The organism is Neisseria animaloris, assembly GCF_900637855.1.
GTDB lineage: Bacteria > Pseudomonadota > Gammaproteobacteria > Burkholderiales > Neisseriaceae > Neisseria > Neisseria animaloris.
Map to the genome: position 1 here is coordinate 1133221 of NZ_LR134440.1, position 17252 is coordinate 1150472.

General features: G+C 47.2%; 12 protein-coding genes and 1 tRNA gene. 9 read left to right on the forward strand and 4 right to left on the reverse strand.

Going from position 1 to position 17252, the window contains the following annotated elements; genetic code table 11:
- Positions 1-250: 250 nt before the first annotated feature.
- The gene (locus EL216_RS05335) at positions 251-2488 is read right to left on the reverse strand and encodes a nitric-oxide reductase large subunit (protein ID WP_085389247.1); all 2238 of its coding nucleotides are present in this window, start codon (positions 2486-2488) and stop codon (positions 251-253) included.
- A 402-nt stretch (positions 2489-2890) separates the two neighbouring features.
- Here EL216_RS05335 and nirK point away from each other — a divergent pair, with 402 nt between their 5' ends.
- The 8 genes from nirK to EL216_RS05375 all read left to right on the forward strand — a co-directional run bounded on the left by nirK (position 2891) and on the right by EL216_RS05375 (position 14027).
- A complete protein-coding gene (gene nirK / locus EL216_RS05340) occupies positions 2891-4387 on the forward strand; it encodes a copper-containing nitrite reductase (RefSeq protein ID WP_085389246.1) in 1497 nt (498 codons plus the stop codon).
- Positions 4388-4664: 277 nt separating this feature from the next.
- Positions 4665-5420 (forward strand): formylglycine-generating enzyme family protein, encoded by a 756-nt coding sequence (locus EL216_RS05345; protein ID WP_085389245.1) that lies wholly within the window; start codon positions 4665-4667, stop codon positions 5418-5420.
- A gap of 636 nt (positions 5421-6056) precedes the next feature.
- Complete coding sequence (locus tag EL216_RS05350) at positions 6057-6773, forward strand: hypothetical protein (protein WP_085389244.1); 717 nt, start codon at positions 6057-6059, stop codon at positions 6771-6773.
- 195 nt (positions 6774-6968) lie between these two features.
- Positions 6969-8288 (forward strand): DUF445 domain-containing protein, encoded by a 1320-nt coding sequence (locus EL216_RS05355; protein WP_085389569.1) that lies wholly within the window; start codon positions 6969-6971, stop codon positions 8286-8288.
- Positions 8289-8568: 280 nt separating this feature from the next.
- Positions 8569-9795, forward strand: a complete 1227-nt coding sequence (locus tag EL216_RS05360) for a multidrug effflux MFS transporter (protein ID WP_197720444.1) — start codon at positions 8569-8571, stop codon at positions 9793-9795.
- A gap of 130 nt (positions 9796-9925) precedes the next feature.
- Positions 9926-11056 (forward strand): prephenate dehydratase, encoded by a 1131-nt coding sequence (gene pheA / locus EL216_RS05365; RefSeq protein ID WP_197720451.1) that lies wholly within the window; start codon positions 9926-9928, stop codon positions 11054-11056.
- Between the two features lie 389 nt (positions 11057-11445).
- Positions 11446-12540 (forward strand): trimeric porin PorB, encoded by a 1095-nt coding sequence (porB, locus tag EL216_RS05370; RefSeq protein ID WP_085389242.1) that lies wholly within the window; start codon positions 11446-11448, stop codon positions 12538-12540.
- Positions 12541-12743: 203 nt separating this feature from the next.
- Positions 12744-14027 carry an AmpG family muropeptide MFS transporter gene (locus tag EL216_RS05375; RefSeq protein ID WP_197720445.1) on the forward strand — a complete coding sequence of 428 codons (1284 nt, stop codon included), beginning with the start codon at positions 12744-12746 and terminating at the stop codon, positions 14025-14027.
- Positions 14028-14103: 76 nt separating this feature from the next.
- Here the strand turns inward: EL216_RS05375 and EL216_RS05380 are convergent, their stop codons facing one another.
- Together EL216_RS05380 and EL216_RS05385 are read right to left on the reverse strand one after the other, a co-directional pair.
- Positions 14104-15360 (reverse strand): OmpA family protein, encoded by a 1257-nt coding sequence (locus EL216_RS05380; protein ID WP_085389241.1) that lies wholly within the window; start codon positions 15358-15360, stop codon positions 14104-14106.
- 124 nt (positions 15361-15484) lie between these two features.
- A complete protein-coding gene (locus EL216_RS05385) occupies positions 15485-16123 on the reverse strand; it encodes an MBL fold metallo-hydrolase (protein ID WP_085389240.1) in 639 nt (212 codons plus the stop codon).
- Positions 16124-16197: 74 nt separating this feature from the next.
- Here EL216_RS05385 and EL216_RS05390 point away from each other — a divergent pair, with 74 nt between their 5' ends.
- A complete protein-coding gene (locus tag EL216_RS05390; protein ID WP_085389239.1) occupies positions 16198-17019 on the forward strand; it encodes a DNA ligase in 822 nt (273 codons plus the stop codon).
- Between the two features lie 131 nt (positions 17020-17150).
- On the opposite strand, the gene EL216_RS05395 is transcribed toward EL216_RS05390, so the two are convergent.
- Positions 17151-17236: transfer RNA gene (locus tag EL216_RS05395), tRNA-Leu, on the reverse strand.
- Between the last annotated feature and the right edge of the window lie 16 nt (positions 17237-17252).

Sequence of the window (17252 nt, forward strand, 5' to 3'; positions counted from 1 at the left end):
AGACGGCCTTTTGTTTTTATTAAGATAAATTAAGCACACAGACATACACTGAAATAAGAATTTTACAAAAATTGGATAAATCTTATTTGAAATATTTACAATGCCTCAAGCCGTAAATGCTGCCATTACCAATTAAATAGTAAACAGCGTATGTTCCCCCGATATATCGTTTCAGTTATCGGGGAAAAGTAACAAGGCCGTCTGAAACACAGGTTTCAGACGGCCTTGTTACAGTATCGGAACCTGATGATTATTTATCGCGGCTGAACACCATTTTGGTTGCCTGCCACGCTACGCAGCACGCACCGCCGATGAAGATTAAGTCGGCAACGGTACGGATCCAGCGCAAAGTATCGAGCAACTCTTGCTGCATGAACCCTTCGCTGCGGGCGTACCACAAGCCTTGCGTGATGCTGGCATAGGCTTGGATAACGCCGATGGGCAGCAGACTGGTGATGATCATCAGGGTCAGACCGCCGTTGAGCAGCCAGAAACCCCATGTCATCAGGCTTTCGTTGAATTCGATATTCGGTTTGATATAGCGGGCAACCAGCAGCACGAACCCCAGTGCGAGGAAACCGTACACACCGAATAATGCGGCATGGGCGTGAACGGCTGTTGTGTTCAAGCCTTGCAGGTAATAGAGTGAAATCGGCGGGTTAATCAGGAAACCGAATACGCCGGCTCCAACCATGTTCCAGAATGCTACGGCTACGAAGCACATCAGCGGCCAGCGCAGGCGTTTTGCCCACGGCGAAGTGTGTTGGTAAGACCAATGCTCGTAGGCCTCGCGGCCGAGCAGAATCAGCGGCACCACTTCCAAAGCAGAGAACGACGCGCCTACGGCCATCACGGGCGTGGTGGTTCCCGAAAAATAAAGGTGGTGGAACGTGCCGGGCACGCCGCCGACCATAAACAGGCTGGCGGAAACCAAAGCGGTTACGGTGGCGGTGCGTTGCGATACCAAGCCCATGTTGAAGAAGATAAAGGCTAATGCGGCGGTGGCGAATACTTCGAAGAAGCCTTCCACCCACAGGTGTACTACCCACCAACGCCAGTATTCCATGATGGTTAGGCTGGTGTGTTCGCCGTAGAACAGGCCGGGCGCGTAGAACAGGCCGACCCCGGCCATCGAAGCGACGAAAATGGCCAGCATGTTTTTATCGGTTTTTTGTTTGAAGGCGTTAACGGTGCAGCGCAGCATCAGAAACAGCCACAGCAGCAAACCCACCATCAGCAGAATCTGCCAAAAACGGCCCAAGTCGAGATATTCGTAACCTTGATGGCCGAACCAGAAGTTCAAATCAGCCGGAATGGCGTGGCTCAAGGCCAAGAAGTTGCCGCCGTAAGAACCCAGCACAACGATAAACAGAGCGATATATAAGAAATTCACGCCCGCCCGTTGGCATTTCGGATCTTGGCCGCCGTTGATGATCGGGGCGAGGAACAAGCCCGCAGTCAAAAAGCCGGTGGCAATCCAAAAAATAGCCGATTGAATGTGCCATGTACGCACTAAGGCATACGGAAACCATTGTGAAATATCAATGCCGTAAAACTGCTGGCCTTCCACGGTGTAGTGCGCGGTAACGCCGCCGAGCAGCACTTGCGCCACAAACAAAGCAACGGTTAGGAAAACGTATTTGCCCAATGCTTTTTGAGACGGCGTGAGCGTAATTTTCGATAAAGGATCTTCAGCCGGTGCTTTCGGCTCTTCGTCGTGTTTCTTCAGGAACGAGAAGCCCCATACCAGCAAGCCGATGCCCAGCAGCAGGAACACGATGCTGGCAAACGACCACATGTAGTTTTCGGTGGTGGGCACATTGTTGACCAAAGGCTCGTGCGGCCAGTTGTTGGTGTAGGTCGCATCATGGTCGGGACGGTTGGTAGAAGATGCCCACGAAGTCCAGAAGAAGAAGTTGGTCAGCTTTTGGCGTGCCTCTTCGCTCGGCAGCGTGCCGTTTTTCATGGCAAACGCTTCGCGGGTTTTAATCATCGAAGGGTCGTCGCCGTAAAGCGTGATGTAATAAGGCGCAACCTGCTTGATCGCTTCGATACGGGTGTCGGACAACACCACCTTGCCTTGATCGTTGACACGGCTGCCGTTGCGGTATTCATCGGCCAAACGCGCTTGGATATTCGCTTGCGCCGCTTTATCCAATTCGGCGTATTTCTTGCCGAACTCTTTGCCTGCGGTAATATCCAGCCATGCTTCGGCCTCGCGGTGCAGCCAGTCGGCCGTCCAGTCGGGGGCTTGATACGCGCCGTGGCCGAGAATCGAACCCAGCTCCATACCGCCGGTGCTTTGCCATGCGGATTGGCCGGCCAGAATATCCTGTTCGGTCATGACCGTTTCGCCTGAAGCAGAAACATAGGCTTGGGGAATCGGCGGCACTTGCCGGTAAACCTCGACACCTAAATAGCCGAGGATGGAGAAAGTAATGGTCAGTACCGCAATCAGCGAGTACCAGAGCTTTTTATACTGTCCCATTTTACGCTCCTGTGTTTGTGTTGTTTTGGGTGGTTTAAAAATTCATAAAATATGAATGTTAAAGATTGTAGCATGGGCAAAATAAAAAAGGTACCGCATGTCAATTAAATTCACGCAAGCAATTGAACATCTATAATTTTATTTGTAATTCACATCACCTCCTCTTCAGTAATCTTTTAATAACAAAAACTTATATTATTATCCGAAAGTATTAATCAGACCATCTAAAAGGTAGTTCTAAAGTATTATTTGAACTTTAAAGATTCATATTTTATGAGCTAATTGATTTAAATCAACATCTCAGATATCCCCTTCACACATAATCTGTGAAAAATAGTAAAAAACTGTTTTATATAAAATTTGCTTACACCTTGATAAGCGGAACAACAAAAGGAAACTGCCATGAAACACCATATTCTTGCTGCATTGATTGCATCTGTATTTACTCTTGCTGCCTGCGACCAGAAAGCCCCCGAAAAACCGGCAGACACTGTAATTCCCGCATCAAGCGAACAAAAAACAGCCGATACGCAAACTCCACAGGGTGAGTTGCCCGTCATTGATGCCGTGATGACGCATGCGCCCCAAGTGCCTCCGCCCGTTAACCGCGACTATCCCGCCAAAGTCATCGTAAAAATGGAAGTGCTTGAAAAAGTGATGAAAATGGCCGACGGTGTAGATTATAAATATTGGACCTTTGGCGGGCAGGTGCCTGGCCAATTCATCCGTGTGCGCGAAGGCGACCAAGTGGAAGTGCAGTTTTCCAACCACCCCACTTCTACCGTGCCGCACAATGTGGACTTCCATGCCGTAACCGGCCCCGGCGGTGGTGCCGAAGCTACCTTTACCGCGCCCGGCCACACTTCTACGTTCAGTTTCAAAGCCTTGCAACCCGGCCTGTATATCTATCACTGTGCCACCGCTCCCGTGGGCATGCACATTGCCAACGGGATGTACGGTTTGATTTTGGTCGAGCCTAAAGAAGGATTGCCGAAAGTCGATAAAGAATTTTATGTTGTGCAAGGCGACTTCTACACCAAAGGCAAATACGGCGAACCCGGTCTGCAACCCTTTGATATGGAAAAAGCCATTAAAGAACAACCCGATTACGTTGTCTTTAACGGCCATGTCGGTTCGATTGCCGGCGATAACGCCTTGAAAGCCAAAGTGGGCGAAAGCGTGCGGATTTTCGTGGGTAACGGCGGCCCCAACTTAGTGTCTTCCTTCCACGTTATCGGCGAAATCTTCGACAAAGTTTATGTGGAAGGCGGCAAGCTGATTAATGAAAATATTCAAACCACTTTGGTGCCTGCGGGCGGTGCGGCGATTGTCGATTTCAAACTCGACGTGCCCGGCAGCTTCACGTTGGTTGATCATTCTATTTTCCGCGCATTCAATAAAGGCGCATTGGGTCAATTGAAAGTAGAAGGCCCAGAAAACAAAGAAATTTACTCCGGCAAAATGAGCGATACCGTTTACCAGCCCGAAGGCGGAACCATCCAAACCGTGCCCTTAACCGCCAGCGAAGCTGCACAAGTAGCCACAGGCCCTGCTAAAGCATCAAACAAAGAAGAGCAAATCAAGCTCGGTAAAACCGTGTACAACGCCAACTGTATGGCCTGTCACGGTGTGGAAGGCAAAGGTGTGGAAGGTGCGTTTCCTCCGCTGGCCGGTTCCGACTACCTTCAAGCAGATCCCAAACGCGGCATCCATGCCATTCTTAAGGGCGTGAGCGGCAAAATTACCGTAAACGGAAAAGAATACAACAGCGTTATGCCGGCCATGGCTTTGAATGACGAAGATGCCGCCAACGTGCTGACCTATGTTCTCAACAGCTTCGGTAATGGCGGAGGTCAAATCACCGCAGCCGACGTAGCCAAAGAGCGTGCAGCCAAGTAAGCTGCAAACAGGCCGTCTGAAAACAACCCTGCTTTCAGACGGCCTCATAAAACAGCATACACACAAAGTTCTGATTCAATATAAAAAGAAGAATGATCCGGTTCTTCCACCATATTTGACACAGGCCAAAAACCGGATATTGATAAAGCAGTATGATGTCAAAAACGTTACGGCATTATCGGCTTTAACATGCAACGGTTGTTTTCTTTTCAGACGGCCTCTGGCTTGATAAACAGGCCGTCTGAAAAGAAAACAGGCAACTGACAGGAGCCAAACCATGCACACAGCCAAACTGTTTCTCATCGCTTTCATGCTTGCCGCAGGCACGGCTGCTGCCGCCGACATGGTTAAAGTAAAAGGAGGCAGCTATCGCCCGTTGTATCTGAAAAAAGATACGCCCATGATTGTCGTCAAGCCCTTCCAAATGGACGTATTACCGGTTACCAATGCCGATTTCGCCGATTTTGTGCAAAAGCATCCGCAATGGGAATACGGCAAAGTCGGCAGCAAACAGGCCGAACAAGGCTATCTGCGCCATTGGGTAAAAAGAGGTAACGGTTATGCCCCCAAAACGGAAGACTTGAAAAAACCGGTAACCAATGTTTCGTGGTTTGCCGCCAATGCCTACTGCAATGCACAAGGCAAACGCTTGCCGACAATGGATGAATGGGAATTCGCCGGACAAGCCTCGACTACCAAAGTCAACGGCACTACGGAAGAAAACTATAACCGCATCATTCTCGACTGGTATGCGGAAGGCAGCAGAAAAGGCTTGCGCGACGTAGGCAAAAGCAAACCCAACTATTGGGGCATTTACGATATGCACGGCCTGATTTGGGAATGGACGGAAGACTTCAACAGCAGCCTGCTCAGTTCCAACGCGGCGGCGGGCAACAATATGTTTTGCAGCGGCGCAGCGGCTGGTTCTGCCGACCCCAGCGATTACGCTGCATTCATGCGCTACGGTATCCGCACCAGCCTGCAAGCCAAGTTTGTACTGAACAACCTCGGTTTCCGTTGCGCGAAAAAATAATATGCTTTTTGGTTGTTGATTATCTTCTTTAGTTTCCTTTTCTGCTCTCCATAAACAAGCAGCTTGGCGGTACTTCAAACGATGTGCCGCCGTTTTTTTACATCATTCCCCCAACTTAATTGAAAATACTCGAAAATTGCCCATAACCTTGTGAACAGCTTGTGGATAAATAAAGTTTGAAATTGAATCATATAAGAAATTCTCTATTGCTTAAAATCCAGGCAAATTACCATACAAACCACCAAAACTGTTTATCCAAATGTGTATTGCCTGTGCATAAGATAGATAAACCTTTATTTCTCTGATAAAAAATAAAATTGATTAAAATTTCATCACTCTATCAGACTTAATATAAACAACAATCCGCTATTTCAAGCCATATTCAAAATATCTAAGTACGCACCATTGCTAATCCGAATAAAACCAGACGGAAACAATGCACGAGTTAATATCTTATCTGCTTTAAAACAAAAACCGTTGTTATTTTCAGCAATGAAAATAATGCAAATTAGATTTAAATCAAAAAATATGGAATAAAAATTTTTACTCTATTTACATTTCCACACAAATTCAATCAAAATTATAGGTTCGTTTCTTTCATTATGGTTACTTTAAATATATTACGGTTATTTAATAATGAGAAGTTGGACAAAACTCATTCAATCTTCAGTTTCTGTAGCCTTCTTAGGCATAACCAGTTGGGCGACCACGTATTGTTACGGTTGGGGAGAAGCCCTTTATTACGGCTATCCATGGTGGCACGTTGCAAAAGGGCCGGATAGCGTTGCTCGGAGCATGGCATATGTTTGCGTTACCTCTTTCGCCCTGATAATAGGATACGGCATCGGATATCTTCTGCTCCGGGGAGTTAAAAGAAGCAATTTATTTCAGAATATCGGCTGCTTGAGAATTTTCATCCTCTTATCTGTTTTGTTCTTTCCGATTGTCGTGGAGTTTTATATTTTCGCAGGGTATATATCGGGGAAATTTATTGCCTTCTTTCTCATCGTTGCCCTAATCTTATCTGCCATATTTCACAAAACCGGCAATACTTTTTCCCTAGACATTATGAAAATTAAAAATAAAGAGCAACACTCTTTCATTTTTACAGTATTCATTTTTCTGTATTTCACAATATTGGCATTCTGTATTGGATATATACGGCCATATTTCCGAACAACTTATGACAAAATTATCTTCGACAACCAGCAATATTACATTTTGGCTTGCAATGGGGATATGTATGTTCTGGGTAAAAAAACCAAAAACAACAAAACCTTCATATTTTTTAACCACAACACCTTGAAAGGCTATAAAGTAGATGTTGTCGAGCTGCCGTCGCCATTATCGTAAACATCAAAGCACGGCTGGAATGATACAAAAGAAAACCATTCGGCCGTATCTTTAAACCCCGGCCAAACTTACCATAACAAATATATTTCTAATCTTTAGCACTTCCTAACCACACCGAATAAAACACATGTAATAATAAATATGCCGCATACCGTGTTGTTGCAAAAGCAACAGCACACGAAAAAGGAGCAGCCTATGCACACGCTGTCTGCAGAAGTACGGACGCAAAAAGCCCGCGCTCGCCTCAAAAAAAGCCGCCGTCTGGCCACCGGATTATTGTTGTCGGCTTGCGTACTGTTTACTGTATCGGCAATCTATGTCAAACAATATCCCGCACTCGGTTACCTGAAAGCCTTTGCCGAAGCCTCAATGGTGGGGGCATTGGCCGACTGGTTCGCCGTTACCGCCCTATTCCGTCACCCACTGGGGCTACCGATACCGCATACTGCCATTCTGCCGCGTAATCAACACCGCATTGCTGACGAGCTCGGGCGCTTTATCGAAAACAACTTCCTGCAAAGCAAGCCCATCGCCTTACGCGTTTATCAAGCGGCACCGAGCGAAAAGCTATTAAACTGGCTGGCTTCCGAGCCAACTCGTACCCAATGGATGCCGTGGCTGACTAAACAATTGGTTCCGCTTATCAAGATCGCTAAACCCGAACAAGTATCCCGCTTTTTAAGCCAACTTCTTACCGAGCAATACAGCGGCGACAAAATCGGCAAAACGCTTTCAGACGGCCTCTCCGCCTTAAAAACCCAAGGGCTGCACGAAACCCTGTTTACGGCCGTCTTAAAACAAACCCGCCGCTGGCTGAAAAACCCCGAAACCCGCGCCCTACTGGAACAAAACCTGTACGAATGGGCGGCAAGAATCAAAAGCGACAATCCCGGCGCATGGGAAAGATTGAAAGCCTCATTAAAAGGCACATTGGTAGACAAAGTGGACGGCTGGGTATCTGAAAAAGCCTTGGAATGGGCGGATTCCTATCTTGCCGCCGCACTAAAAGACCCTAACCACCGCATCCGCCAAAATTTTGACGAACAGTTCGACCGCATCACGGAAGCTCTGCGCCATTCCCGACTGTGGCATAAAAAACTGGAGCGTGAAAAAAACCACTTTGCCGAATCCCCTGCTTTGCAGGAAATCCTGCAACAAAGCTGGCAAAGTCTGCAAACATGGACGGAACACGATGTGGAAAAACCGGATTCCCTATGGTTGGCGCAATTAAACAAACTTCTCGACCACATGCTCGCTCAAGCGGCGAAATACCCGCAATTTATGCGCCGCGCAGATGTGCGCATCTCGCTGATGGTGCGCGATTTTGTGATGCGCCACAAAGAAAAAGCCGCATTGTTTGTATCCGACAAAGTAAAAGGCTGGGACAGCACGCAAATGGTCGAAAAACTGGAACTCAGCGTCGGCCGCGATTTACAGTTTATCCGCATCAACGGCACCTTAGTCGGCGGCTTGGTGGGGCTTGCCATTTATTGCGTGTCGCAATGGGCGTTTTGAACAAGATGCAGTAAGATTTTTCCATACTATAAAAAGCCGTCTTAAAATGCCGTCCCCATACTATATATAAAGTAACTTGAGGCCGTCTGAAAAACGCTCGGTTTTCAGACGGCCTCAAAGCAGCGTATAATTTCATCACAAACAAACCGCCTTCGGGCGGTTTCATTGTACGTTTTTCCCCGATTTTATTCTTTATATATAAGTAGTGAAGCAAGCACTCGAATCCGCATGTTCCGCACGAGGGATTAAAAATTCACTACGCCTGCCCGAAAGACATTAAATGCCCCCTGCCCCGCAAACACTCGGCGACAAACAGATGGCCACACTGTTAGCCATGCTCGTTGCCTTAATGCCTTTTTCCGTTGATGCCTATCTGCCCGCCATTCCCACAATGGCGGAAAGTCTGAATGCAGACATTCACCGTATCGAACAAAGCCTGAGTACCTTTCTGTTCGGCGTTGCCGCCGGTCAGATTATCGGTGGTTCGATTTCCGATATCAAAGGCCGCCGTATCGTCGCACTTACCGGCCTGCTGATTTATATTGCCAGCGTTATCGGGCTTGCTCTGGTTCAAACCGGCGAACAACTGCTGCTGTTACGGTTGGTACAGGCTTTCGGCGCGGGCATGACGGTAGTCGTGGTCGGCGCGGTTGTACGCGACAACTACGAAGGCAGAAAAGCCGCGCAAATGTTCGCCTTAATCGGCATCATCATGATGGCCGCTCCGCTAATCGCCCCGATGATCGGCGCAGTTTTGCAAAGCATCGGCGGCTGGCGGGCGATTTTCATATTCTTAGGTATTTATGCCACTGCCGTTTGGCTGTTGTTATATCGTTTTCTCGCCAAACCGAACGCCACGGAAGCCATCGGCTTCGGCATTTTCCGCAATGTCGCCGGCCGCTACCGCCGCGTACTCGGTACCACTCCCGCATTAGGCTATCTGTTTTTCCAAGCCTTCAGCTTTTCCTCCATGTTTTCCTTCCTTACCGAATCATCATTCGTCTACATGAAGCTATACGGCATTTCCGCCCACACCTACGCATGGGTATTCGGTATGAACATCATTACCATGGCTTTTTTCAACCGCATCACCGCATGGCGGCTGAAGAGAGGCACCCACACACAAAAAATCCTGACTTGGGGCATCATCATCCAATTTACCGCCAACACCCTGATGTTTGTGTCCGTTTTAATCTTCAAACTGCCCCCCATGTGGCTGCTGGTCGGCTGCGTCATGATTTCCGTCGGCACGCAAGGTTTGGTAACAGCCAACACACAGGCGGGATTTATGAGCTATTTCAGAAAAGAAGGAGGCAGCGCCAATGCCGTACTGGGCGTGAGCCAGTCAGTAATCGGGGCCTTAATGGGCATGTTTACCACATGGCTGCACAACGGCACCGCCACCGTCATGTCGGGCATGATGCTGCTATCAACCGTTTGCGGTATCGTATTGTTATGGCTGTGCTCACACCGCGATTGGCACGAAAATCTCAAAAACGAAATATAAGTAGTATGTCAAGGCGCAGCAACGCCGTAGTAAAAATCAAGTTTATCTGCCATATCCGAACAGAGGCCGTCTGAAAACAAATACAGCATCAACCCCTTAAAACCGAATGCCCTTTCAGACGGCCTCAATGGTGCTAAAATCCACCATCTATACAAAAGATAAGATTAAGAGGAATACCATGTCTTCCGACGACAAACTGTTACCGCACCGCAATGCCATCGACGAAATCGATGCCACGATTCTCAATTTGCTCAATCAACGCGCCGGCCATGCACGCGCTATCGGCGAGCTCAAAGGCACCGGCACGGTATACCGCCCCGAACGGGAAGCGGCCGTCTTAAACCGCATTCAAAATCTCAACCACGGCCCTCTTCCCAACGAAGCCGTCGCCCGCCTTTTCCGTGAAATCATGAGCGAATGTCTCGCCGTCGAACGCCCGTTAACCATTTCCTACCTCGGACCCGCAGGTACCTTTACCCAGCAAGCCGCCATCAAACATTTCGGCCATGCCGCACACACCCAAGCCTGCCTGACTATCGACGAATGTTTCCGCCAAGTTGAGGCCCGTCAAGCCGATTACCTTGTCGCCCCCGTAGAAAACTCTACCGAAGGCAGCATAGGCCGCACGCTCGATTTACTGTCCGTTTCCCCTCTGCAAGCCTGCGGCGAAGTCGTACTGCGCATCCATCATCACCTGCTACGCAAAAACAGCAGTGAAAAAAACGGCATCAAGAAAATCTATGCCCATGCACAAGCACTTGCCCAGTGCCACGAATGGCTCAACCGCCACTTACCAGATGCCGTACGCATCTCAGTATCCAGCAACGCAGAAGCGGCCCGCTTAACTGCCGAATCAAGCGATGCCGCCGTCGCCGCCATTGCAGGACAAACCGCCGCCGAACTATACCAACTGACCAAAGTAGCCGATAATATAGAAGACGAACCGAACAACACCACCCGCTTCCTCGTGCTCGGCCACCAAACCACTTCGCCCACAGGCTGCGATAAAACCTCACTTGTTATTTCCACGCCCAACAAAGCGGGAGCCGTTAATAACCTGCTTAAACCATTTACCGAACAAAGCATTTCCATGACTAAATTCGAAAGCCGCCCCAGCCGGTCAGGATTGTGGGATTATCTGTTCTTTATCGATATAGAAGGCCATAAAGACGACCCTAAAGTACAAACCGCTCTTACAAAATTAGATGAAAGAGCCTCATTCATCAAAATCATCGGTTCATACCCAACGGCTATCTTATAAACCTTACCTACCAACCTGTGATAACCAGGCCATCTGAAGCTTTTCAACTAGTTTGTAATATCCATCCAAGCCAGTAAAACCAAGCTTCTACAGCTTTATTTGCCAAAAAAACAACAAAAAATGACAACTTGTTGCAATACTGCAAAAAAATAGCTAAAATTTTATAATACACTGATTTTATTAAATTTAATTAAGATGTGTGGAAGAAACAACACACATTATGTTGCAAACACACCAAACAGAAGCCGATAAAGTTTGTTTTTTTGCAACGAAGCAATTATATTAGCAGACATGAAATCGCTAACCTTGCGATGAGTGCAAAAGCTTAGATGGATTTCATACCCTCCCATTTAAGTTTGTTTTCTTAACGATAGAAAAGGAATACAGCAATGAAAAAAACTCTGATTGCTTTGACTCTGGCGACTCTGCCCGTAGCTGCTTTTGCCGACGTAACTCTGTACGGCCAAATCAAAGCTGGTGTAGAAGTTTCTAAAATTAAAACAGGTTCTGGCGCAAATAAAGACAAATCCAAAACTGCCTCTGAAATCGCTGATTTCGGTTCACGTATCGGCTTCAAAGGTCATGAGCACATCGGTTCCGGTCTGAATGCTATCTGGCAAATTGAAAACAAAGTTTCTGTTGCCGGTGGTGGTCAATGGGCTGGTCGTGAGTCTTTCATTGGTTTGGAAGGTGGTTTCGGTAAAATCCGTGCCGGTAAATTGGCTACCCAACTGGACGACATGGACCAAATAGATCCGTGGGAGTACGAGAACCCTGCTTTAGGCTTGGGTGTATTCACTCGTACCGGTAAAAAAGTAACTTCTATTAAGTATGACACTCCTGTATTCGGTGGTTTCAGTGCTAACATTCAATACACTCCTCGTGACAATGCTAACCCTGACGACAAATATAAACACGAACAACCTGCTAGAGATGCTTACCATGCCGGTTTAAATTATGAAAATTCTGGTTTCTATGCACAATATGGTGTCGGTGTTCAGAAAAATGCTTACAGTCGAGTAAATGCCCAAGGCTTACTGAGCGGTAAAGGTAAAACTGGCCATGTTCACCGTATCGAAGGTGGTTACGATGCAAACAACTTGTTTGTAGCAGTAGGTGCTCAATACGACAAAGGCTTTACTAACGTAGATAGCTATAACCGTGCATTTACTGGTGCAGATATTGGCAATAACCCTGATTTACAAGGTTTAGAAATTAAAGAAGTTGCCGTAACTGGTGCCTATCGCTTCGGTAATGTAACACCTCGCGTTTCTTATGCACATGGTTGGGATGTTAAAAACCTATCCGAAGCTAAAAAACCCTCTATTAAAGACAGTAAATACGATCAAGTTATTGTAGGTGCTGACTACGATTTCTCTAAACGTACTACTGCCCTGGTTTCTGCCGGTTGGTTGAAAACTGGTAAAGGTAACACCAAATACCAAAACACTGCCGGTTTGGTTGGCCTACGTCATAAATTCTAATGTAACGGTTAGTTATGAAAAGAGCTTGCTATGCGAGCTCTTTTTTTATTATCTTTATTTTCACTTAATTTAACTGTAAGCCATAAAATTATTCTTTATATATTCAATAAATATTTTCAGACGGCCTCCATCCTTCATTGCTACAATACAGCTTCAAACACAAGATGCCTGCCTACTCTGCAGCACAAATTCTGGGAGCATTCATGTCATCCAACACATCCGGCGTTATGCGGCAGATTTTTTCCCGTCGCATGTTGATTTGTATTTTTACCGGCTTTACTTCCGGCCTTCCTTTATATTTTCTGATTAATCTGATTCCCGCTTGGCTGCGTAGTGAACATATCGACTTAAAAACCATCGGTCTGTTCGCCTTGATCGGCTTACCTTTCACTTGGAAATTCATCTGGTCGCCCATCATGGATGCCGTACGCCTGCCCTTTTTAGGACGCAGGCGCGGTTGGATGTTGGTTACGCAAATCGGCCTGCTACTGACATTAGCTGCTTATGCTTTCTTAAATCCGCAACAACATATCCCTATCATTATGGGGCTTTCCGTGGTGGTGGCATTTTTTTCTGCCAGCCAAGACATCGTTCTTGATGCTCTCCGGCGGGAAATACTAACTGACAATGAGCTGGGTTTAGGTAACGCCATACACGTTAATGCTTATCGAATTGCCGCATTGATTCCGGGCTCTTTGTCTCTAGTGCTGGCAGACATTATGCCATGGCACAATGTTTTTTTAATTACTTCACTGTTTATGCTACCCGGCCTGCTGATGACGTTATTCCTTGCTCAAGAACCGGACTTACCACCTTCCTCTCCTAAAACCTTCAAGCAAACCGTAGCAGATCCCTTCTATGAGTTTTTCAGCCGCAAAGGTGTAAAACAAGCACTACTGGTATTGGCATTCATTTTTCTCTATAAAATCGGCGACAGCATGGCCACCGCATTAGCTACGCCGTTTTATCTCGATATGGGATACAGTAAAACCGATATCGGCTTGATTGCCAAAAATGCCGGATTATGGCCCGCAGTTATTTTCGGTATCATCGGCGGCATCTGGATGTTGAAATTAGGCATAAATAAAGCGTTATGGCTATTTGGTTTCGTGCAGATCATAACGATTTTAGGATTTGTATGGCTGGCAGGATTCGGCCATTTTGAAACAGTAACCGCCACAGAGCGCTGGATGTTGGCCGGTGTCATCGGCGCGGAAGCCGTCGGAGTCGGGCTGGGAACAGCCGCGTTTGTGGCTTATATGGCACGGGAAACCAATCCCGCTTTTACCGCTACCCAATTAGCCTTGTTTACCAGCCTTGCCGCCGTACCCCGTACATTCATCAATGCCACCACCGGCTATTTGATTGAATGGCTGGGCTACGTTAACTTCTTTTGGCTTTGTTTCTTCCTAGCAGTACCCGGTATGTTACTACTCTTTAAAGTAGCACCATGGAACGGCGATAAAGCACAAACTTCAATCTCGTAATCCCACAGCATCAAAAAGGCCGTCTGAAAAATTTTCAGACGGCCTCTGTAATTACCTTATCATTAGAAAGATTAAATCAACCTTCCACTTTCACTTCAACACGACGGCCTTCTACATCGTTACCGATCGCCCCAGTAGTGCTCTCAGGTTTACGCAGTTCAATGTTTTTTGCCTCTACGCCCTGAGCCTCAAAGAACGCTTTTACCGATTCGGCACGCTTTTTAGACAACTGCTGGTTGGCTTTAGCATTACCGGTACTATCGGCAAAACCGCTAATAACCAATTTCTTACCTTCTTTACCGGCAGCAATTACATCGGCCACAATCGCCTCCGCACCTTCAGCCACATCGGATTTGGCAGTAGTGAAATAGAACTTAGCCACCCCGTCTTCATAAGTTACACGGGCAACATCTGCCGTTTCTGTTTGCACAACCTCCGGTACCGATGCTTCTGCTTCGGAAGCAACCGGAGCAATAGCCGGCAGGGATGCTTCCACCGGTTCAGACGGCATCACAGGAGATGCAGCTTCAACTTCTGCAGAAGCAGTAGCCATGCTCTCCACTCCATCAGAAGCTGCTGAAGCTGACATTTCGGCGGTGGGTATCTGTGCCGATTCTTCTTTACCTCCACAGCTCTTGAACGCGAATAAAGCCAGCAAAGCAGCCAACGCCAAAGCAATCCATTTACCCAAACCGGAGCCTTTACCGGCAGCAGTAGCCGCAGCAGCACCGGCAGCCCCTGCTCCTACGCCACCCAATCCGCCGGCCAAGTGGGAAAGGCTGCCAAACAAACCGCTCAAACTGCCGATTCCCAAAGCTGACAACATGCCACCGCTCAAAGCTTTCGATAACCAGCTTTGCTGTTGACCCAGCAAGCCCAACAATTGCCCTTGAGTCATATCATCATCTTGCACTTTACCGCGCAACACTGACAACACCAGCGGCAAAGCCAATGATAGGAGTGAACCGGCCGATGCTTTCGATACTCCGCTTTCTTGTGAAATCTGATCGGCTACATCAGCCGCATTGCCACCCAGTAAATTCGGTAGAAGTCTTTTACCCCACTCGGCCAAACCTTCTAAGCCGCGACCTTCGCCGGCTTGTTCCACTGCGCCGCTCAACTGGCTTCCGGTAGCCCCTTTAATCAGATCAAACAAACCTGCTGCGTTGGCAGGATTATCGCCGACATGCTTAACCAACCCCGCAATAACGGCAGGCAGGGCTACTCCGGCAGCTTTCATGCTGTTTTCAGCATTCTCACCGTTACTGGTCAAATATTGGCCTAAAATACCCCCCAGCTTGCCTTGCAATAAATTACCCAAATCGAAAGACATAATCACTCCTTGATGATGTTAAAACACCCTGTTAAACAGATATGTAAAACATACCCACCAACAATATTACATAACACCATATGCCCAGAGCAGCTTGACTGCCGCCGTTACCGTAACTACGGCCTTAAGGCTGCAAAAACGGATTATGCTGTTTTTCATGTCCGATGGTTGTCATCCTACCGTGCCCTGGAATTACTTGGGTTTGTTCGGGCAACACCAGCAGTTTGCCTGTAATATTGTGAATCAGATCGGCATGATTTCCACGAGGAAAGTCCGTTCGACCGATTGATTCATAAAACAAGACATCTCCGGCCACTAATAATTCCGCGTCTTTACAATAAAACACAACATGGCCGGGGGTATGGCCGGGGATATGCAGCACTTCAAACGTATAACGCCCCACAGTAAGCCTATCTCCCTCATGCAACCAACGGGTAGGAGCAAACGACGGAGAAACAGGAAACCCATATTGCGCTGTTATATGAGGAAGCTGCTCCAGCAAAAACAAATCGTCGTCATGCGGCCCCAACACCGGTACTTTTTGATGAGAAAGCATTTCCACCACGCCCCCCGCATGATCAAGGTGCCCGTGTGTCAGCCAAATCTCCTTCAAATCCAAGCCGTGCTTATTGATTTCTTCCAATAAAAACGGCACATCACCTCCCACATCAGTTAAGACGGCCTCACGGGTTTCATCATCCCAAATGAGTGTGCAATTTTGACGAAATGGAGTTACCGCAATTATTTCACATTGCAAAGGCATGTTTATCGATTCCTTTATTTTTTAGCAAATTTGTAATAATATCTATCAAAACTATTAAATAGTACAGGGAAATCATGAAAACTATCATACCTCTTTACCTTTTATTTCTTACCTCTGCCGCCACGGCAGCATCCGATTTACTGCTCGCACAAGAATATAAAAATCAAAACATTATCAATTGGGCCATGAGTGAAAAACTTGACGGAGTGCGAGCCTACTGGAACGGTACACAACTCATCAGCCGCCAAGGATATGCATTTACCCCTCCCCCAGACTATACCCGAAACTTCCCTCCTTACCCGATAGATGGCGAACTATTCAGCCAACGCGGGCAGTTCGAACAAATTTCTGCCACAGTACGTTCACATTCGGGCAATTGGAGTAACATCAAGCTACATGTTTTCGACGTTCCCCAAGCAAAAGGCAACCTTCACCAACGCTTAGCCGTCTTAAAACAATGGCTGTCACAACATCCCGAAGCTCCCATTACTATCATTCCGCAAACTCCTGTACGCGATATCAATCACGCGATGAAGTTTTTAAAAGTGGTTGAAGCCAAAGGCGGAGAAGGTATAATGCTGCGCCATCCCAACAAACCCTACACCATCGGTCGCAGCCCCTATTTATTAAAACTCAAAAGCAAACATGATGCCGAATGCACCGTAACCAAACATCACGAGGGGAAAGGCAAATACGCAGGTAAACTAGGGGCATTAAGTTGTGTCAACCAACATGGCGAATTTCGTATAGGCAGCGGCTTCAAAGATGCCGACCGCAACAATCCTCCGGCCATCGGCAGCATCATTACTTACCGCTACCGAGGATTCACTCAAAAAGGTACACCCAGATTCCCTACTTTTTTGCGGGTACGAGATGATAGCCAACAGCAGCCGTAAAAGTCCGTTTTAAATCAATCAGACTAGAAGTTTTTTATAAAAAGACACTTCTATTCCAACAAAAGCAACTATCATTTCAAACAATAAAAAGGCCGTCTGAAAATATTTTCAGACGGCCTTTTTTCTTCGATTGGTGCCGACAATGAGACTTGAACTCATACGACCTAGGGTCACTACCCCCTCAAGATAGCGTGTCTACCAATTCCACCATGTCGGCATAAAACTTTAAATTA

Bases quoted from the DNA above. Each gene is read 5' to 3' on its own strand.
- EL216_RS05390 (WP_085389239.1), top strand. From the start codon at position 16,198: ATGAAAACTATCATACCTCTTTACCTTTTATTTCTTACCTCTGCCGCC.
- EL216_RS05355 (WP_085389569.1), top strand. From the start codon at position 6,969: ATGCACACGCTGTCTGCAGAAGTACGGACGCAAAAAGCCCGCGCTCGC.
- EL216_RS05345 (WP_085389245.1), top strand. From the start codon at position 4,665: ATGCACACAGCCAAACTGTTTCTCATCGCTTTCATGCTTGCCGCAGGC.
- EL216_RS05385 (WP_085389240.1), bottom strand. From the start codon at position 16,123: ATGCCTTTGCAATGTGAAATAATTGCGGTAACTCCATTTCGTCAAAAT.
- EL216_RS05350 (WP_085389244.1), top strand. From the start codon at position 6,057: ATGAGAAGTTGGACAAAACTCATTCAATCTTCAGTTTCTGTAGCCTTC.
- EL216_RS05335 (WP_085389247.1), bottom strand. From the start codon at position 2,488: ATGGGACAGTATAAAAAGCTCTGGTACTCGCTGATTGCGGTACTGACC.
- nirK (WP_085389246.1), top strand. From the start codon at position 2,891: ATGAAACACCATATTCTTGCTGCATTGATTGCATCTGTATTTACTCTT.
- EL216_RS05380 (WP_085389241.1), bottom strand. From the start codon at position 15,360: ATGTCTTTCGATTTGGGTAATTTATTGCAAGGCAAGCTGGGGGGTATT.
- porB (WP_085389242.1), top strand. From the start codon at position 11,446: ATGAAAAAAACTCTGATTGCTTTGACTCTGGCGACTCTGCCCGTAGCT.
- EL216_RS05375 (WP_197720445.1), top strand. From the start codon at position 12,744: ATGTCATCCAACACATCCGGCGTTATGCGGCAGATTTTTTCCCGTCGC.
- EL216_RS05360 (WP_197720444.1), top strand. From the start codon at position 8,569: ATGCCCCCTGCCCCGCAAACACTCGGCGACAAACAGATGGCCACACTG.